Raw genomic sequence first — 18,512 nt, 5'->3', positions numbered from 1 at the left:
ACGGCCGGGCGTCGGACGCCGTCCGGCGCTCGGCGGGTACGCTCCGGAACATGACCGCTTCTGACCAGGAGACACCTGCGCCGGCACCACTCGCGGACGTGCCACCGCCCGCGGACGCGCCGGCACCCGCGGTCGCGCCCGTGCCCCCGTCCGCGGACGCGCCCGTACCGGAGCCGGAGGGTCTGACTCCCCGTCAGGCCCGGGTGCTCCGCATCGCCGTCGCGTCCGTCGTGCTCGTGGTGCTGGGTGTGGTCCTGGCGGTCCGGCTGGCCAGCCGGACGTCGGTGCTCGTGGTCGGGGTGTACGGACTGGCCATGATCCTGTGCGGAGTCGTCATCGAACTGAGCCGCCACGGCCGCACCCGGCTCGGCACGTATCTGCTGGGCTCGGGCCTGGTGGCGGCCCTGGCGGCGGACTGGCTGCTGCTGCCCTGAGAGGCTCGGCGACGCAGGGCGTGTCGTGAAAGTCCCCGCAGGTGAAAGTCCCTACAGGTCCAGGACGAGCCGGCCGCCGCGGCAGCGCGAGACGCAGATCAGCATCGAGTCCTCCCGCTCGGCGTCCGTGAGCAGCTCGTCCCGGTGGTCGATCTCGCCCTCCAGGACCCGCTGTCGGCAGGTGCCGCAGAACCCCTGGGTGCAGGAGTAGGAGACGTTCGGCAGTTCGTCCCGTACGACGGAGAGCACCGAACGGTCGGCCGGGACGGTCAGCACCCGTCCGGAGCGGCGGAGTTCCAGCGCAAAGGCCCCGCCGGGCACGGCGGCCGAGGCGGTGAACCGCTCCAGATGCGGTGCGCGGGCCTCGCCCAGCGCGCCGGAGACCGCGTCCATCAGGCCTTCGGGACCACAGCAGTACACGGCGGTCTCCGCGGGCAGTCCGCCGAGGAACGCCAGACCGGGCGGCCCCGACTCGTCCTCCGCGACGACCGTCACCCGCCCGCCGTCCGCCCCCGCCTGCTCCAGTTCGTCGAGGAACGGCATGGAGGCCCGGCTCCGCCCGCAGTACATCAGCCGCCAGTCGGCGCCCGCACGCTCCGCCGCCCGGACCATCGGCAGCAGAGGGGTGATGCCGATGCCTCCGGCGACGAAGAGGTACGAGGGCGCGGCGACCAGCGGGAAGCGGTTGCGCGGGCCCCGGATCTCCATCTCCGTTCCCTCGTGCAGCCGTTCCCGCAGCTCGCGCGAGCCACCGCGGCCGCCCTCCAGCACCCTGGTGGCGATGGTGTACGCGCCGCGGTCGTCCGGATCGCCGCACAGCGAGTACTGCCGTACGGCTCCGGAGGGCAGGACGACGTCGATGTGCGCCCCCGGCTCCCAGGGCGGCAGGTCCGCCCCCTCGAGCCTCAGCCGGACCACGCCCTCGGCGGGTTCGGTGCGTTCGGCGACCAGCACCCGGTGCGAGGAGGGACGGCGATTCTCCCTGCGCCGGCCCGATACGGGCTCCTCCAGCGCGGGCATCGGCCACAGCGGGGAGGCTCCTATGCGGCGGCGCAGGGCACGCCGGGCGAGCAGGGCGCCGCCGGCGACGAGTGCCACGGTCAGCGGGCGGGTCATGTCAGCGGCCCCCGTTCGCGGGGTGCGGCAGGCCGTTGGCGCCGGGGGAGGAGGCGAGGTAGGCGAGCGCCTGCGCGGTGCTGCCCTCCTGGCTCGGGTGGTAGGTACGGCTGAGGTAGCGCGGGATCGAACGCAGCATCGCCGGGGTGGAGGGCAGGACGCCCCGCCTGCCGCCGTCGTGGAAGTCGCGGAAGCTCGCCCTGCGGTCGAGCAGTGTGGGGTCGTTCGCCATGAAGAAGCGGGTGCCGCGCTGCCAGAGGAAGGCGAGGGCGGAGAAGGCCGCGGCCCAGGTCCGCACCCGGCGGCGGTAGCCGCCGTCGACGTGCATGAAGAGGTCGAAGGCCACCGAGCGGTGCTCGACCTCCTCCGCGCCGTGCCAGCGCAGCAGATCGAGCATCACCGGGTCGGCGCCCTGCCGGTCCAGTTCCTCGGCCCCGAGCACCCAGTCGCCGAGGAACGCCGTGTAGTGCTCGATCGCGGCGATCAGCGCGACACGCTCCTTGAGCCACCAGTCCCGCGCCTTTCCCGGCGGCAGGGTCCGGTCGCCCAGCAGTTTCTCGAAGAACCAGTCGACCTGGGCGGTGTACGGGGTCGGATCGAGGCCGAGCGCCCTGAGGTGGGGCAGCACGTCGTCATGGGCCTGGGAGTGCACCGCCTCCTGGCCGATGAAGCCGATGACGTCCTCGCGCAGCCGGTCGTCGCGGATGTGCGGCAGTACCTGCTTGTAGACGTGGACGAACCAGCGTTCGCCGGCCGGGAGCAGCAGGTGCAGCACATTGATGGTGTGGGTGGTGAAGGGATCGCCCGGCACCCAGTGGAGGGGCGTGTCCTCCCAGGCGAAGGCGACCTTGCGGGCTTTGAGCGCCGTGTGTTCCGACGCCACCGTGACCGGCTGCGTATTAGACATGTTGTCAATGTACTTATGGGTACGCCGCGGCGACAGCCTTGTGCGGCAAGGAACCGGCGGCCTCGTGGAGGACCGCTCCGGCCGTGGCCCGGCGCGGTGTTCAGCGCAGGGCGGGGATCCGAGTGCCGTCCGCGAGACGGCCGTCGAGCTCCACCCGCACCCCCTGACTCGCCGGTACGACGAGGTGGTTGCCCCCCGCGCTGCCGGTGGCCCCACCGGACGTGCGCACGGAGGCGACGTCCTCACTGCCCGCGGCCAGCACGTACCACTGGCCCGTGCGGGACTTCCACAGCACGCCCGCCAGCACCCGCGGGTCCCGCGGCCCGCACGCCGGCGACACCTCGGAACGGGCCACCACCACACCCGGCGACGCGGCCGGCGGCCCCGACAGCGGCGGCTGGAACTGGGCGAACACCCGGCCGCCCGTGCCGCGCCAGGTCTCGGCGCGGGTGCACAGCCAGGCGGCTCTGCCGTTCCCGTCCGGCAGCCACTGCCGCGTGTACGGCCAGGCGTTGACCTCCCGAACCCCGCCGGAACGCATCGTGGGCAGCAGGCAGGCCGTGCGCGCCCAGGCGGTACGCGCCTCCTCTGAAGCGTCCGGGACGTCGCCGGCGGACAGCGGGGGGCCCCAGGTCAGCCGGGCCGGGACGATCTCGCCCAGATCCGTGAGCAGCCGCCGTGGGCCGCCCCCGGCCAGTTCCAGCGAGTGCCACGACCGGCACTCGCGGGCCTCGGCCGGGCTCGGCAGCGCCTCGGTCACCCCGTGCGCGTCGCGCCGCAGCGCCCGGGGCTCCGCGTCCGGATCGAGCAGATCCCGTACCGATGCCGCACTCACCCAGGGGGCCGTCAGATAGCGGACCTCGCCGCGGCCGCGGCCGACCAGCAGCGCCCCGGCGGTGGCCGCGTCCGCCGAGTCGGTCCGCGCGAGGTCCAGCGCCGGCCCGCCGGTCGTACCCCCGTCGGGCTCCGCGTACCGCACGACGCGCAGCCCGTCGTGGAACAGCACCACCCGGGCCCGGCCCACCTCACCCGCGAACAGCAGTTGCGGGGCCCCCATCGGCGGCCCCGGCGGGGTGCCGGGCGTCGCGGACACCTGCACCGTCGCACCGGGCCGCGCCCATACGGCGAGTGCCCTGCGCAGCAGCGCGCGGTCCCCCGTCAGCGCACCCCGGGCGGGCCACACCGAGAAGTCGGTGCGGCTGGAACTCCGCCAGGCGACGGCGCCGGCCCGCTGCAGCCGGGCCGGATCCAGCGCCGCCTCGGACGCGGGATGGCGCGCGTACAGCGGAGCGGCCGCCTCGGCCGGCGCCCATCCCTCCCCCGGCAGACCCAGCAGGGTGCCGCACACCAGCACGGCAGCGGCCGCCGCGAGCGCCGCCTTCGCGTGCCGGCGGCGGCGCACCAGATCGGTCGGCCGCGCCTGCAGGGAGCAGGGGTCGAACTCCGGGGAGCCCAGCAGGTCGACCGCGGTCCTGCCCTCCGGGGTGCGGACCCCGTCCGCCGCCGCGAGTGCCGCGTGCGGGTCCACGACCCCGGCGCCGGTCAGGACCTGCCGTACCGCCGCGTCCGGCAGCCCCTCGAGGGCGCGCAGCACAAACGCGGCGCGGGCCGCCCCGGTCAGCGCGGACAGCCGCTGGTCCAGGGCGAGTTCATCGGCGCCGCCGGACCGGGGGAACAGCCGCAGCCCCCACACCTGGGGCAGCAGCGGCGGGAACTGCACCCGCTTCGGCCAGGCCCGCCGCCGCAGCGGAAGGCCCGCGTCCAGCGCCTGCCGCAGCACCCGCCCGCGGACGTACCCGTACCCCGGCGCGGCCGTGCCCCTCGGGGCCGGCACCCGTGCCTCACCGGCCTGGGGAAGCCGGGCGGCGCGGCCGCGCGGCAGCGAGCGCTGCACGATCCAGTGGGCGGTCAGCACGCGGCGGTTGCGGCCGAGGGAGGGCGGCAGGACGAGGTAGGCGATCCGCACGAGGCGCGGATAGTGCTCCACGAGCGCGGCCTCGGCCTGCTCCACGTCGACGGCGGCGGGGGCGAGTTCCTGGGTGCTCACCTTGAGCAGAACGAGCGAATACTGCGATAGTCACCAGCCCCGGCCGGCCGGCTCGGTGAGCCGGGCGCGGATCCGGTCCACCGTCCCGTCGGCGACCCCGAGCCCGTCCCTCACGTACCGCTCCAGCGAGCCGTAGCGCCTGGCCATCTCGTCCTGCGCGGCGGCCAGGTAGTCCCGTGTCACACCGACGACGGTGAGCGCGATCTCCGGGTCGCCGCCCTGGGCCGTGAAGCCCTCCACGAGTGGCGCGAACGCCTGCCGGACGGCCGGGTTCACGGACAGGTACTCCGCCTCGACGGTGGCCTCGTCCGCGCCGAGCAGTCCCAGCACGACGGCCGCGGCCCAGCCGGTGCGGTCCTTGCCCGCCGTGCAGTGGAACAGCACGGTCCCCGCGTCCGGCTCCGCCAGGGTTTCGAGGAACGCGCCGTAACCGCGCCGGGCGGACTCCGTGGAGACGAACGCCCGGTAGGTGTCGGCGAACAGCGCGTGCGCCCGGCCCCCGCCCAGCTCCCGCTCGGCGGCCGCGGGGTCCCCGAGCACCTCCTTCAGCCGTGCGGCCGCGGGCACCGTGCCGGAGTCCAGGAAGTCCGCCAGCACATCGGCGGCCAGCACCCGGGTGCCCGGCGGAAGCCGGTCGGGCCGCGCCCGGCGCTCGCCTTCCGTCCGGAAGTCGAACACGGTCGTGATGCCCAGGGCCGCCACCACCGGGTCCGCCGCGGCGTCCATGCGGTCGAGCTGCCCGGACCGCAGCAGCAGCCCCGGCCGTAGGACACGTCCGCCGGTGAGCGGAGTCGGGCCGAGGTCGCGCAGATTCGCCACGGAGGTGGCGGGGATCGCGGGCATGGCGGCGGCTTCTCCCACGGTGCGCGTGGGTCGGCAGGTGCGGGTGCGACGTGCGGCACGTTACTCCCCGTTCCTCTCCACACCGGGCCGCCGACCGGGCACGATGGCCGGATGAGTACGCGACGAGCTCGAAGCACCACTCCGATGGCCCTGGCCGCGCTGGCACTGACGGCCGCCACGGCCCTCACCGCCTGCGGCGGGGACGCGGACGAGGCCACCGAGGTGCCGAAGACGGCGTCCGGGAGCCTCGAGCAGCTGGCGAAGCAGGCCGAGTGCAAGCCGAACATCCAGACGGACGCGAAGGAGCTGCGGCAGGCGAACTGCGCGACGGAGGACGGCAAGTACGTCCTCGCCACCTTCGCCACCGACCGCGGCCAGCGCGAGTGGATCAACGAGGCGAACGACTACGGCGGCTCGTACCTCGTCGGCAGGAAGTGGGTCGCGGTGGGCGACGAGAAGGTCGTGACAGCACTGCGCGGCCGGCTCGGTGGGACCGTGGAGAGCGGTGCCTCGCATGGCGGGCACTCGGGGAGCAGTGCCGGCAGTGGGGGGAACGAGGACGAGCACTCCGGCCATCACTGAGCAGGCCGCGCAGGTATGGGGGAGGGGGACGGGCGGGGAGGGGTTCGGCGGAAGGTGGCGCCGAACCCCGGGACTCAGGCGGGGAGCCCGGGGATCGGCGCCGGCTCGGAGAGCGTCAGCGGCACTTGCGTCCGGTGTTGATGCAGTTGACCACCTTGTTCATCAGCCTCTGGTCGAAGACGTTGATGAAGTCGCCGTGGTCGGTGATGGGCTTGTGCAGCTGCTCCGGGAAGGAGTCGACCGCGAAGACGCTCGGGTTGGCCCCGTCGAAGACCGGCGGCGGCACGTCGTAGACGATGCGCTGCACGAGCTGGGGGATGGCCCGGAAGCCGTTGGGGCAGGCGCCGTTCGCCTGGGCGAAGGCGACATGGGTGCGGTGGTTGGCGCTGTCGGTGTTCTGGCCGTCCCAGCAGCTCTGGAACTTGAACGTCCGCACCACCTGGCTGCCCTCGGGGCAGATCGGGTACTTGTCCTTCAGCTGGCGGTCCTCGAAGCCGGTGCAGCTCCACGACGCGTTCGCGTTCGCGTTGCCGTTGACGAACGCCTTGGCGTCGCCGGTGATGATCCGCAGGAACCGCGGCATCGCCGTCACCTTGGACCGCGCGTTTCCGACGAAGTTCAGCGTGACCTGCGACGGCGTCTGGATCTCGCCGACGTTCTGGTCCTTGCCGCCGCCGTCCGCGTTGGCGTCGTTCTCCTGCTGCCCGTTCTGCAGCCGCAGTACCGGCCAGTAGTACGTCGACTTGTCGCCCTGGTTGGCACAGGTGGTCTGCCCGTTGGCGAGGTCGTCGTCGCTGGCGAAGGCGTCGTTGGCCTGGTTGCCCACGTAGTCGTGCATGTGGTGGGCGCCGTTGGCGACACCGGGCGCGACGATCACGTTGTCCGGGTTGAACTTGCCGTTCTCGTTGACGCCGCAGCTGGTCGTGAACGTGCCCCGGGAGGCGCCGCTCCGGTTCCGGGGCTTGCTGACGTTCGGCTGGACGGACTGGATGTCGACGAAGTCGGACTGCTCCGGGCCGTTGCCGGCCTGACCGCCGTTGCCGTTGCCCTGGTCGCCGCCGTCCTGACCGCCGTCGTCCTGGCCCTGGTCCTGACCGTCGCCCTGGTCGCCGCCGTCCTGGCCGCCGTTCTGACCCTGGTCGTCGCCCTGGTTCTGGCCGTCGCCCTGGTTCTGCCCGTCGTTGTCGTCTGCCCTCAGGGTGCACGGCGCCATGGACTCGAGGTTCTGCGGCCTGGGGGCGTTGCCGCGCTCGATGAGTGCGGCGATCCGCTGGAGGATCACCGTCCGCTCGTTCTTCAACGGCGTGAGGATCTGCTGCTGCCCGTACTGGCGGTCGCTCTCGATCCGCTGCTTGAGGTCGGCGAACCGCTGGTACGCCGTGGTGATCTGGGTGTCCAGCGTGGCGAGTTCGCGGTCGACGTTGCCGCGCTCCTGCTGCGGCACCTCTCCCAGTTCGTTTCCGACGTCCGGGCAGTCGATGGTGGACACCGACTGGCCGGCGGCCTGGGTCCCGTTGGGGTTCTGACCGCTGCTCTCACCCGCAGATGCGTAGACGTTGACCGCGATCAGCCCACCCCCGCCCAGAATCAGGGCAGCCGATGCGGCGATCGCCCGGTTTGCCAGCGTTGAGCGTTTGCGTGTTGTGCGTGCCATGGAACTCCAATCCCGGGGTGGGAGCAGCGCGCCGTTCCATACGGACGCGCGCGGCACCACGTTCAGGCGGGACCGGAATTCGTAGAAAACTCCATTCGCAAAACGGATCTCACCGGGTGCCAACGGGCGTGCCCACGGCGGAGGTTGCCCAAACCTCGCGGGCACGCCCTCCCGGCACGCACACCCGCGGCACACCGGTCGCCACCACGGGACTGCGGCGGGGCGGCGCTGCGCACGGCGGGGCAGGTGTGTGGCGGGATGTGGCGTGCGGCGAACCGCCCCGTGCTCAGGAGTCGCCGAGCAGTGCCGACTCCTGGGCCGGGGACAGGCCGACCGGTGCGCGGTCCGGGCGCTGGGGAGCGATCCCGCCCAGCTCACGGAGCCATGCCCAGGTGTCGGCGACCGTTTCCTCGGCGGGCCTGCAGTGCAGCCCGGCCGCACGGGCCCTGGAGACGTTCGCGTCGTGGATCGCGTCGTACAGCTCGCCGCGCGGGATCCAGATCGGCAGGTCCGTCCAGGGCTCGACCCCGGCGCCGGCGATGGTCCGCTCGTCGAGCCAGCGCAGCTCCGCGGCGGAGCCGGTCGCCCGGACGCAGGCCTCCAGCAGCTCGCCCATCGTGGTGTGGCCGGGCGGCGACACCAGGTTGAAGGGGCCGGTGAGCCGCTTCTCCGCCGCGTCGAGGGTCCACAGCGCGAGGTCGCGCACGTCGATGAACTGCACCGGCAGGTCCCGCGGCCCGGGCGCGAGCACCGGTCCGCCGCTCGCGACCCGGTTCAGCCACCACGGCAGCCGGCCCACGTTCTCCCACGGTCCGAGGATCAGCCCCGCGCGCACCAGCAGCGACCGGTCCGCGCCGAAGGCCTCCGTCACGGCCATCTCGCCGCCCCGCTTGTCGTGCGCGTAGTCGGTGGCTCCGGCGTCCGCCGCGGCGCCCTCCACCAGCGGGCCGTCCTCGTCCAGCCCCGCGGCCGGGGGCCACGCGTAGACCGAGCGGCTCGACACGTAGACGTAGAGGCCGACCCGGTCCGCGAGCAGCCGCGCCGAGGCGAGGACGGCGGACGGGGCCGCCGACCAGGTGTCGACGACGACGTCCCACTCGCCCTCCGAGAGCGCGCCGAGTCCGTCGGGCGCGATCCGGTCGCCGTGCAGCACCCGCACGCCCGCCGGAGCCTCGTGCCGCCCCCGGTGGAACACCGTCACCTGCCAGTCGCGAGCGAGTGCCGCCTCCACGACGGCCCGCCCCACGAACTCCGTACCGCCCAGCACCAGAAGTCTCATGGTGTCGAGGGTGCCCGCTCGCCCCCGCTGACGTGCGCGATTCCGCTGCGGGAAGAATCGGTCCGTGCCCCCGTCTGCCGGAAGGGCGCCGCGGGATGGCACCATGTGCGGGCCATGACGGATGCCCGGTCGCCGATGCGCGCCCTCCGAGCCGCACTATTCGCGGCGGTGTGCGTGACTTTGGCTGCGGTGGGGCATTCGTTCACATCCGGGCATGATCTTCCGCCTGTCGCCGTGCTGGGCGCGCTCGCTCTCACCGCGGCCGGGGGATGGTTCGCGGGCACCCGGCGCCGGGGCCCGCTCCCGATCGGGGCGGCCCTGCTCGGCGTCCAGGGCGCCCTCCATCTGCTCTTCGCCCGCTCCGAGCCCCATGCCGCGGGCCACACCGCCCCGCACCACCACATCGGCGGCGGGACCGGGACGGCGGCAGCGGACTCCGTGCTCGCCGACGGCGCCCCGGCGGTGGACGCCGTCATGTCGGGCGCCTCGTCCGCGCACTCCGCCGGCACCCTCTTCGCCGACATCGCCGCGCATTCGACCCAGCTCGCCACCGGCCCCGCCGGCATGCTCGCCGCCCACGTCCTCGGCGCCGCGGTGTGCGCACTCTGGCTCGCCCGGGGCGAGGCGGCCTTCTTCCGGCTGGCCCGGACAGTCGGCACCGTCTGCGCCGCCCCGTTCGCACCGCTGCGGCTGCTTCTCGCCGTCGTACGCGTCCCCGAACCGGCCCGGCCCCCGCGGCCCGGCCACCGCACCCGGCGTCTCCACGGCGTCGTCCTCACGCACAGCCTCTCCCGGCGCGGTCCGCCCGTCGGCCCGGTCACCCGCGCCACGGCCCCTGGAGCACTCGTCTGACACCGGGGGCCGAAATCCCCATGTCAACGCCGACTCCTAGGACCACCATGGCCATTGACGACCCCGTACGGGGCAGTGCCGACACCCCCGAGGCGTCCGCCGCAGCGGAGAAGCGCTCCACCTGGAGCGCCCTGCGACCCCTCGTGCTGCGCCTCCACTTCTACGCCGGCATCCTCATCGCCCCGCTCCTGCTGGTCGCCGCCACCAGCGGACTGCTCTACGCCCTCTCCTTCCAGGCCGAGAAGATCGTCTACAGCCATGAGCTGACGACCGACGTCGGCGAGCGGAAGCTACCCCTCGACTCCCAGGTGGCCGCGGCCCGGAAGGCACACCCGGAGGGCACCGTCACCGCGGTCTGGCCCTCCGCCGACGACGGGGCCACCACCCGCGTCCTGATGAGCAGTCCCGAGGTCGAGGAGGGCAAGTCGCTGGCCGTCTTCGTCGACCCGTACACCGCCGAGATACGGGGCGAACTGCCCAGCTACGGCAGCTCCGGCGCGCTCCCGCTGCGCACCTGGATCGACGAGCTGCACCGCGATCTGCACCTCGGCGACCTCGGCCGCAACTACAGCGAACTCGCGGCCAGCTGGCTGTGGGTGGTCGCCCTCGGCGGGCTGCTGCTGTGGATCGGCCGCAAGCGGGCGTCGAAGCGGGCCCTGCTCGTGCCCGAACGCGGCGCCAAGGGCCGCCGCCGCACCCTGTCCTGGCACGGCTCCGTCGGCCTGTGGGCCGTGGCCGGACTGGTGCTGCTCTCCGCCACCGGTCTGACCTGGTCGAAGTACGCGGGCGAGAACATCGGCGCGGTGCAGGACCAGCTCGGTGGCGCGACCCCGGTCGTCTCCGCCACCCTCGACGGCGCGGCCGCGGGCGGCGGCGAGCACGAGGGCCACGGCGACGGCGGCCACGGGGGCGCCCACCAGGGCGCTGACATCGGCATCGACAACGCGGTCGCCGCCGCCGCGGGGGTCGGGGTGGAGGGCCGGATCTCGGTGATCCTCCCCGCCGACGGCAGCGGTTACGTCGTCAAGGAGACCGACGCCACCTTCCCGGTCCACCTGGACTCCGTCGCGATCGACCCCGCCGACGCGCGGATCATGGACGAACTCCGGTTCGCCGACTACCCGTTGCTCGCGAAGCTGACCCGGTTCGGCATCGACGCCCACATGGGCGTGCTGTTCGGCCTGGTCAACCAGCTCGTCCTGGCCGCCCTCATGGTCGCGTTGATCATGCTGATCGTCTGGGGCTACCGCATGTGGTGGCAGCGCCGCCCGACCAGGGACCGGCAGTCCGGCGCCGGGGACGACGCCGGAACCCCCTCCGGCGGATCCTTCCGATTCGGGCGTCCCGTGCCGCGCGGGGCGTGGCGCAGGGTCCCGGTGACGGCGATGATGCCCCTCGCCGCTGTGACCGTGCTGGTGGGCTGGTTCGTGCCGATGCTCGGCATCAGCCTTCTGGTCTTCCTCGCCGTCGACATCGCCCTGGGCCTGGTGGCCCGGGCACGGCGCCGGTCCCCGGCGGCCTGACGGAGCGAGGCCGGCCCGGGGACCGCGGTGCTTCCGCTTCCCCGGGCCTCTCCGAGCCCCGGGCCCGTCAGGGCGCGTACTTGTAGCCGACCCGCCGCACGGTCTGGATCGTGTGGCGGTGCTCGGCGCCCAGCTTGCGGCGCAGCCGCGCCACATGGACATCGACGGTGCGGCCGTCGCCCACGTGGCCGTAGCCCCATACCGTGGTCACCAACTGGTCGCGGGTGTGCACCCGGTGCGGGTGCGCGACCAGATGCGCCAGCAGCTCGAACTCCAGATACGTGAGGTCCAGCTCCCGTTCGCCGACGGCCGCCGTGCGCCGTGCGGAGTCGACACGGACGGGGCCCGCCGGACCGCCGTCCGCGTCCGGACCGCTCCGGTCCGCGTCCCGCTCCGTGACGGAGGACGCGGAACCGGGGCCCGGGACCGGAGCAGCCACCGGGGTCGCCGATGCCAGGAGCGGCGGCTGCTGGTCCGCCGGGACGAGCACGAGGTAGCCGACCATCGGTGGCCGGCCCGGGAGTGAGGGGACGGTGTGCTGGGGCGCCGGCAGCCAGGTGGCGCCCGGCGGGAGGAAGTCCGCCACGTGCACCACCTCGTCCGGGTCGACGGCCCGGAGCCGGTGGCGGTGCTGCCCGCCGGCTGCCGGGCTGGGGACGGTCGCGGGACTGGGGACGGTCGCGGCGGAGAAGGAACGGGAGTTCGCCATGAGAGGTCAGCTCTTTCGCGCGAGGAGTCGCCGGCCGGGTACGGCCGGGCGGCGGAACGGACGGAGGTGCGTACGTCGTGCGCGTCGGCCGAAGGCCCGGGAAGTGCCCGGACCGCCGGGCGGGTCACTGGAGACCGGCCGGTGTCCGGGGAAACGGAGCTTCCGGAAAAGCTTTAGAGGGCCGACGCGTTCATCGCGCGGCAACACACACGGTCGAAGTCGTGGTGCTGGCGGGAAGGCCAGAACGGCTCGAGGTCGCTGCGACCCGTCACACTGCTCCGAAGGCTGGCCATTCCCCCATTCAAGCAGATGACACGGAACGGCAGCAGACTCCTCTCACGAGACGGACACCACCCCGATCCCTTTCGGCCAGTGCCGCCGCGCCACCCGCGCCACCCGCGCCACCCGCGCGCCCTCAGTCCACGAGGCGCCTGCGCCAGTCCGGCGGCGTCACGGTGATGGCCACTCCAGGACCCCGGTCTCGTGCCACCGACAACGCCGAGGGGTCGCCCGCCCGGCGGAAGCACCCGACCGCCGGCGAAACGGAAGGGGCGCCCGCCGGATGACCGGCGGGCGCCCCTTCCGAAGCGGCTGCGGGATCAGACCTGGCCGGCCTTCTCCAGAGCGGAGCAGCAGGTGTCCACCAGCAGGCGGGTCACCACGTACGGGTCGACGTTCGCGTTCGGACGGCGGTCCTCGATGTAGCCCTTGCCGTCCTTCTCGACCTGCCACGGGATGCGCACCGAGGCGCCGCGGTCGGAGACGCCGTAGCTGTACTCGTTCCAGGGGGCCGTCTCGTGCAGACCGGTCAGGCGGTCGTCGATGCCGGCGCCGTAGTTCTTCACGTGGTCCAGCGGCTTGGAGCCCTCGCCCAGCGACTCGCACGCGGTGATGATGGCGTCGTAGCCCTCGCGCATCGCCTTCGTCGAGAAGTTGGTGTGCGCGCCGGCGCCGTTCCAGTCGCCCTTCACCGGCTTCGGGTCGAGCGTGGCGGAGACGTTGAAGTCCTCGGCGGTGCGGTACAGCAGCCAGCGGGCGATCCACAGCTGGTCCGCGACCTCCAGCGGCGCCAGCGGGCCGACCTGGAACTCCCACTGGCCCGGCATGACCTCGGCGTTGATGCCGGAGATGCCGAGACCCGCCTTCAGGCAGTTCTCCAGGTGCGCCTCGACGACGTCACGGCCGTGGATCTCGTCGGCGCCGACACCGCAGTAGTAGCCGCCCTGCGGGGCCGGGAAGCCGCCGACGGGGAAACCGAGCGGACGGTCCCGGTCGAAGAAGGTGTACTCCTGCTCGATGCCGAAGATCGGCTCCTGCGCGGTGAACTTGCCCGCCACCTCGGCCAGCTGGGCCCGGGTGTTGGACGGGTGCGGGGTCATGTCCGTGTTGAGGACCTCGCACAGCACCAGCACGTCGTCGCCGCCGCGGATCGGGTCGGGACACGAGAAGACCGGCTTCAGCACGCAGTCGGACGCGTGACCCTCGGCCTGGTTGGTGCTGGATCCGTCGAAGCCCCAGATGGGAAGCTCGGAGACGTCTGCGGCGGAACCCGTCAGAATCTTCGTCTTCGAGCGGAGCTTCGCGGTCGGCTCGGTGCCGTCGATCCAGATGTACTCAGCCTTGATGGTCACGGGCCCTCATCCTTTGCGGGTGCAGCGGGTATGAGGCGCAGCTTCGCAACCCAGGATTTCCCGGCCATTGCTCGATTGTGAACCCCGTGTTACTCGGCGATGCGACGAGGCTGGCGACCTCCGCGCGCCCGGCTGCCCGCGGACCGCGGGCAAACGGATTCGCGGCGGTTCCCGGCAGGGCACGCGGGGAGGGAGGGTTCGCCGGTTCCCCCGGACCCTCGGGGACGCGCCCGCCTCCTGGGCGGTCGGCGACGACGCGAACCGGTGGGCACGAGAAGTGCTGCGCGGGCCCCTCTGCCGCGGTGCCGAACACGTCGTATACGCCCACGCGATCCGTGGTCGTCGTGTCCGCGATCCGTGGGCCGTGGTTCGTGGGCCGTGGTTCGTGGGCCGTGGGCCGTGGTTCGTGGTTCGTGGTCTGGGGTCTCTGGTCCGCGAGCCGTTTTCTGCTCGAACCGCTCTCCCGCCGGTGGTCCCGTCCCCGGTGCAGACTGGCCGCATGACGAAGCCGCGGATCGGACTGATCGGAACGGGCCCCTGGGCGGAGCGCACCCAGGCACCGGCTCTCGCCGCGCACCCGGAGGCCGTCCTCAGCGGCGTGTGGGGGCGGCGCCCGGAGGCCGCCGCCGCGCTCGCGGGGGCCCACGGGGTCACAGCGTACGAGGAGGTGGACGCCCTCATCGAGGCGAGCGACGCCGTAGCGTTCGCCCTGCCGCCCGACGTCCAGGCCCCGCTGGCGGCCCGCGCGGCCGCCGCCGGACGGCATCTGCTCTTGGACAAGCCGGTGGCGACGACGGTGGCCGGGGCCCGTGACGTGGTGGCGGCGGTGGAGGGCTCGGGTGTCGCGTCCGTCGTCTTCTGCACGCTGCGGTTCGCCGCGGACACGGCCCCGTGGATCGCCGAACAGGCCACCGCGGGCGGCTGGTTGACGGGCCGGGCGCACTGGCTCGGCTCGCTCTTCGGACACGGCTCGGCGAGTCCGTACGCCGCCTCGCCCTGGCGTCGGGAGAAGGGTGGGCTGTGGGACGTCGGCCCCCATGCGCTGTCCGTGCTGCTGCCGGTGCTCGGCGATGTCACGGACCTGACCGCGCTGCGCGGTCAGGCGGACACGGTCCATCTGGCCTTCCGGCACGCGTCGGGGGCGTCGAGCACGGCGACCGTGGGCCTGAGCGCCCCTCCCGAGGCGGCCGGCGCGAGCATCGACCTGTACGGGGAGCGCGGGCGGGTCGCCATGCCGGCGTGGAGCGACGCCGTCGGCTCGTTCGGCTCGGCGGTCGACGCCCTGCTGGACTCGGCCCGCACGGGGGATCCGCACGCCTGCGACGTACGTCTGGGACTGCGGATCACGGAGATCCTGGCGCAGGCCGAGGAGAGGCTGGGGGAGTCGCGGGCGGAGGCCGACGGGAGCTGAACTCGGCCCGGCGGGACGTCTGCTGCCGAGGGCCCGGCGCGGCGGGGGTGAGAGACGGTGCCGTCCCGGTGGGTGTCCGCCGTCCCCGGCATGCGAGTGGACGGCCCGTCACACGAGCGGGCGGAGGAGCGGCCGGGCCGAGGGTCCCGTCCGCTCCTCCGCTTCCCCGGGTGCCCGCAGGGCGGCCGCCGGCACCCGGGAGCAGGGGGGCGCGTCAGCCGACGCGCTCGATGCGCGCGTTCCGGATCAGGAACTTCCCGGGCTCGCGGACCTGCTCGAACGCGGCGTTGTTGAGCAGGGCGCAGCTGCCGGACGTCGACGTCACCTCGACGGTCGTCGACTTGTCGTTGTCGAGGTTCGTCACCTTCAGCTGGGTGCCGACCGGGAACTGGCCGCTGGAGGCCGCCGGAGCACCGCCTTCGCCGGAGAGCGTCACCGTCGATCCGGCACAGACGACCTCACCGGCCGCGCCGCCCTGGTCACCGCCGCCGGCCTGGTCACCGGCGTCGTCCGCGGGGGGCTGCTCGTCGGCCGGGGGTTGGGCGGCGTCACCGCCTCCCGCTCCGCCGGCGCCCAGACGCTCGATGCGGACCTCGCGGATCACGTTCTTGCCGGCCTCGCGGACCTGCTCGAACGCCGCCGCGTTCAGCAGGGCGCAGCTGCCGGACGTCGACGTCACCTCGACGGTGGTGGTCTTGTTGTTGGCCAGGTTGGTGACCTTGAGCTGGGTGCCGATCGGGAACTGGCCGCTGGAGGCAGCGGGTGCGCCCCCGTCGTTGGAGAAGGTGAGGTTCTGCCCGGCGCAGACGACCTCGCCGGCCGCACCCGCACCCGCACCCGCACCCGCACCCGCGTCCGCGGCCCCGCCGCCCGCGGCCTGGCCCTGACCGGCCGAGGGCTGGGCCGGAGCCGCTGCCTGGTCTCCGCCGCCGGAGCCGTCCGCACATCCCGCGGCTTCCTGCTGGAGGTTGATCTGCCTGATCACCGCCTCGCGGTTGGCGATCCGTGCTGCCGACTGGGCGTCGGGATTGGCCCGTTGACCGGCGATGAAGTTCTCGTTGTTGCGAACGGCCTGGGCGAATCCGTCACAGGCCGCCGAGGCATTGCTTGTCCCGGTCATGACAACCGCAGTACCGCCGACCAGTGCCGCGGCACCGATCATGAGCGCGATCTTCTTCTTGCCGCTGAGGGTCTTCTTGCGCGACACGTAAGGCTCCTGTCCCCGGCTCCGAACGGCGGCCGGATGGGTTGTTGCGTGTGCCGTTACGTACGAGTAGGCCGAAGGCCCTGCTCAATGTCTCAGCGGTGACTTCCTTAACTGAGGCTTAAGTTTTCGCAGGTGGGCGGGGACCTGGAAGCTGAAGGGCGCCCGACGGGCGGGCGCCCTTACGGCCGTCGCGGCCTCCGGTGCGCTTCGTGCGCCCGGCCCGCTCCGCGCCTTCAGCGGCCGAGCGCGTCCCGTACCGCCTCGTCGGTGCGCGCCACCACCGCCGTGCCGTCGTCCGCCGTGATGATCGGGCGCTGGATCAGCTTCGGGTGCTCCGAGAGCGCCGCGATCCACCGGGGCCTCGAGTCCGCGTCCCTCGGCCAGTCCTTCACGCCGAGTTCCCGGGCGATCGCCTCATGGGTCCGGGTGATGTCCCACGGCTCCAGCCCGAGCCGTTCGAGGACCTCGCGGATCTCCTTCTCGGACGGAACGTCCTCGAGGTAGCGGCGCACCGTGTACGACGCGCCCTCCTCGTCGAGCAGATGCAGCGCACTGCGGCACTTCGAGCACGCGGGATTGATCCAGATCTCCATTCCGCCACCGTACTCCCCGTGGGCCACTCGAACACCGTGAACACCGTTTGGCCAGGGGCGATTGTCAGTGGCGGGCGATAAAATCGAACTAGTTCGTGAGGGACCAACCACCGCGCCAGGAGGTCGCCGATGGGCGTTGCCGCAATCACGACGATGACGGGGACGGAGCAGGGCATGAGGACGGGGGCCGGCCGAAGGGCCACGACGAAGGGGGCGAGGCGGCCGGAGCGCCGGACCGCACTGCCCGAGCAGGCGAAGCGGCCACTGCCCGCGGGGCTCCCGCGCGAGTGGTACGAATCCCACAACCGCAGGCTCAAGGCCATGCGCCTGGCCATCGCGCTGCTCGACACGGGCGTGTACCACCCGGCGAACGCGAGCAACCGGCGGATACGCACCACGGCCGAGCGCATCGGCATCCATCCGCCGTCCGACACGACGTGCCGCCTGGTGCGTTCACTGATCCACGACGCCGACTGACGGTCGACCACCGATCCACGGCGCCCGGCCGACGGCCGAGGGCCGACGGGCGCCGGTCGACGAACCTGGCGGCCGACGCCTGCCGGCCCGACGGCCGAAGCGCACCACCGACGGTCCCCGGGCGCAAGTGCCCGGGGGCCGTCGGTGGCACCCTCGGCCAGGGCCCGTTCCCGTCGCGTTCTCGTGTGACGTGTCACAGACAAGCGGCCGGGGCTGTGGGAAGTTCAACTCTGCTGTTCCTCAGTTGAGTTGGGGCCGCACGGCGGCCCGCCTGCCGAGAGGATCGAATGAGCACGCTGGAAGCCATGACGCTTGACCAGGTGGTCGACACGAACAGGTATCCGCTGTCGGAGCTCGACGGTGCCGAGGGACAGGCGGTGGTCGCCCGGGCCTGCCGAGAGCTGTCGGCCCTCGGCTGCACCGTCCTGCCCGACTTCATCCGTCCGTCCCTCCAGGACGTCCTGCGCGAGGAGGGCTCGTCGCTCGCCCCCGGCGCGTACCACGACATCGAAACGGTGAACGTCTACAACATCGCCGTCGACTCGGACCTGCCCGAGGACCATCCCGGCCGAAGGACCTTCCAGCGGGGCAACGCGTTCGTCGCCAGGGACCGCATCCCCGCGGACTCCCTGATCGGCCGGCTCTACTCGAACGACGTGTTCAGGGACTTCGTCGCCCGCTGCTTCGGCCTGCCGAGGCTGTACGAACTGGCCGACCCGCTCTCCGGACTGGTCCTGAACGTGGTGCCGCCCGGCATGGAGCACCCCTGGCACTTCGACACCAACGAGTTCACCGTCAGCATGCTCACCCGTGAGGCGGAGGACGGCGGGGTCTTCGAGTACTGCCCCAACATCAGGACCGCGCAGGACGAGAACTTCGCCGACGTACGGGACGTCCTCGACGGCCGCGGCCACCGGCTGATCCGGAGCCTGCCCCTGCGGCCCGGCGATCTGCAGCTCTTCAAGGGCCGCTACTCCCTGCACCGGGTGAGCCCCGTACGGGGCGCGACCGCCCGCCACTCCGCGATCTTCGCCTACAGCGAGCGCCCCGGCGTCATCGGGAGCGTCGCCCGCACCCGGCAGTTGTTCGGGCGGGTGCTGCCCGAGCACCTGGCGGCCGAGGGCCGGGCCGTTCGGGGCGACGGCCTGCTGGACTGAGGCGTCCGAAGCCGCGCAGGCAACCGCCGAGGTCCGGGTCCGCAGCACCGGCCCACCGCCGGGGCCCGCACACCGGTCCCGCGCGTCCAC

General features: G+C 73.0%; 16 protein-coding genes and 1 pseudogene. 7 read left to right on the top strand and 10 right to left on the bottom strand.

Annotation, left to right across the window (positions count from 1 at the left end; all coding sequences use genetic code 11):
- Positions 1-50 precede the first annotated feature (50 nt).
- A complete protein-coding gene (locus BLT82_RS29230) occupies positions 51-434 on the top strand; it encodes a hypothetical protein (RefSeq protein ID WP_167746121.1) in 384 nt (127 codons plus the stop codon).
- Between the two features lie 51 nt (positions 435-485).
- On the opposite strand, the gene BLT82_RS29225 is transcribed toward BLT82_RS29230, so the two are convergent.
- From BLT82_RS29225 to BLT82_RS29210, 4 genes are all read right to left on the bottom strand, one after another.
- Positions 486-1,550 carry a PDR/VanB family oxidoreductase gene (locus tag BLT82_RS29225; RefSeq protein WP_093660221.1) on the bottom strand — a complete coding sequence of 355 codons (1,065 nt, stop codon included), beginning with the start codon at positions 1,548-1,550 and terminating at the stop codon, positions 486-488.
- A 1-nt stretch (position 1,551) separates the two neighbouring features.
- The gene (locus BLT82_RS29220; protein ID WP_093660219.1) at positions 1,552-2,457 is read right to left on the bottom strand and encodes a metal-dependent hydrolase; all 906 of its coding nucleotides are present in this window, start codon (positions 2,455-2,457) and stop codon (positions 1,552-1,554) included.
- Positions 2,458-2,557: 100 nt separating this feature from the next.
- Positions 2,558-4,504 (bottom strand): hypothetical protein, encoded by a 1,947-nt coding sequence (locus BLT82_RS29215; RefSeq protein ID WP_404205489.1) that lies wholly within the window; start codon positions 4,502-4,504, stop codon positions 2,558-2,560.
- Positions 4,505-4,534: 30 nt separating this feature from the next.
- The gene (locus tag BLT82_RS29210) at positions 4,535-5,347 is read right to left on the bottom strand and encodes a tyrosine-protein phosphatase (RefSeq protein WP_093660217.1); all 813 of its coding nucleotides are present in this window, start codon (positions 5,345-5,347) and stop codon (positions 4,535-4,537) included.
- A 111-nt stretch (positions 5,348-5,458) separates the two neighbouring features.
- On the opposite strand from BLT82_RS29210, the gene BLT82_RS29205 reads away from it, so the two are divergent.
- On the top strand, positions 5,459-5,929 hold the full coding sequence (locus tag BLT82_RS29205; RefSeq protein WP_404205487.1) for a hypothetical protein: 471 nt from the start codon (positions 5,459-5,461) through the stop codon (positions 5,927-5,929).
- A gap of 115 nt (positions 5,930-6,044) precedes the next feature.
- Here BLT82_RS29205 and BLT82_RS29200 read toward each other — a convergent pair whose 3' ends face one another.
- A complete protein-coding gene (locus BLT82_RS29200) occupies positions 6,045-7,583 on the bottom strand; it encodes a DUF1996 domain-containing protein (RefSeq protein WP_093660213.1) in 1,539 nt (512 codons plus the stop codon).
- 286 nt (positions 7,584-7,869) lie between these two features.
- Positions 7,870-8,862 carry an NAD-dependent epimerase/dehydratase family protein gene (locus BLT82_RS29195; protein WP_093660211.1) on the bottom strand — a complete coding sequence of 331 codons (993 nt, stop codon included), beginning with the start codon at positions 8,860-8,862 and terminating at the stop codon, positions 7,870-7,872.
- Between the two features lie 234 nt (positions 8,863-9,096).
- Here BLT82_RS29195 and BLT82_RS29190 point away from each other — a divergent pair, with 234 nt between their 5' ends.
- Both BLT82_RS29190 and BLT82_RS29185 read left to right on the top strand, forming a co-directional pair.
- On the top strand, positions 9,097-9,714 hold the full coding sequence (locus tag BLT82_RS29190) for a hypothetical protein (protein WP_167746120.1): 618 nt from the start codon (positions 9,097-9,099) through the stop codon (positions 9,712-9,714).
- A gap of 47 nt (positions 9,715-9,761) precedes the next feature.
- On the top strand, positions 9,762-11,237 hold the full coding sequence (locus tag BLT82_RS29185; RefSeq protein ID WP_093660207.1) for a PepSY-associated TM helix domain-containing protein: 1,476 nt from the start codon (positions 9,762-9,764) through the stop codon (positions 11,235-11,237).
- A 67-nt stretch (positions 11,238-11,304) separates the two neighbouring features.
- On the opposite strand, the gene BLT82_RS29180 is transcribed toward BLT82_RS29185, so the two are convergent.
- Together BLT82_RS29180 and glnII are read right to left on the bottom strand one after the other, a co-directional pair.
- Positions 11,305-11,946 (bottom strand): winged helix-turn-helix domain-containing protein, encoded by a 642-nt coding sequence (locus BLT82_RS29180; RefSeq protein WP_093660205.1) that lies wholly within the window; start codon positions 11,944-11,946, stop codon positions 11,305-11,307.
- Between the two features lie 599 nt (positions 11,947-12,545).
- Positions 12,546-13,577: a glutamine synthetase gene (gene glnII, locus BLT82_RS29170; protein WP_093660201.1), complete on the bottom strand. Its 1,032-nt coding sequence runs from the start codon at positions 13,575-13,577 to the stop codon at positions 12,546-12,548.
- A 499-nt stretch (positions 13,578-14,076) separates the two neighbouring features.
- Between glnII and BLT82_RS29165 the strand changes: the two genes are divergently transcribed.
- Positions 14,077-14,988, top strand: a complete 912-nt coding sequence (locus tag BLT82_RS29165; RefSeq protein WP_093660199.1) for a Gfo/Idh/MocA family protein — start codon at positions 14,077-14,079, stop codon at positions 14,986-14,988.
- A 214-nt stretch (positions 14,989-15,202) separates the two neighbouring features.
- Here BLT82_RS29165 and BLT82_RS38975 read toward each other — a convergent pair.
- Together BLT82_RS38975 and BLT82_RS29155 are read right to left on the bottom strand one after the other, a co-directional pair.
- Positions 15,203-15,544, bottom strand: a pseudogene (locus BLT82_RS38975) (hypothetical protein); the annotation flags it as partial.
- An 884-nt stretch (positions 15,545-16,428) separates the two neighbouring features.
- A complete protein-coding gene (locus BLT82_RS29155) occupies positions 16,429-16,788 on the bottom strand; it encodes an ArsC/Spx/MgsR family protein (protein WP_093660195.1) in 360 nt (119 codons plus the stop codon).
- A gap of 129 nt (positions 16,789-16,917) precedes the next feature.
- Between BLT82_RS29155 and BLT82_RS29150 the strand changes: the two genes are divergently transcribed.
- Both BLT82_RS29150 and BLT82_RS29145 read left to right on the top strand, forming a co-directional pair.
- Positions 16,918-17,265 (top strand): hypothetical protein, encoded by a 348-nt coding sequence (locus BLT82_RS29150; RefSeq protein ID WP_244529705.1) that lies wholly within the window; start codon positions 16,918-16,920, stop codon positions 17,263-17,265.
- A gap of 287 nt (positions 17,266-17,552) precedes the next feature.
- Positions 17,553-18,422: a HalD/BesD family halogenase gene (locus BLT82_RS29145; protein ID WP_093660193.1), complete on the top strand. Its 870-nt coding sequence runs from the start codon at positions 17,553-17,555 to the stop codon at positions 18,420-18,422.
- The last annotated feature ends 90 nt before the right edge of the window (positions 18,423-18,512 follow it).

It is taken from the genome of Streptomyces wuyuanensis, from assembly GCF_900103455.1.
Taxonomy (GTDB): Bacteria; Actinomycetota; Actinomycetes; order Streptomycetales; family Streptomycetaceae; genus Streptomyces; species Streptomyces wuyuanensis.
This window is presented reverse-complemented; position numbering and strand designations above follow the sequence as displayed.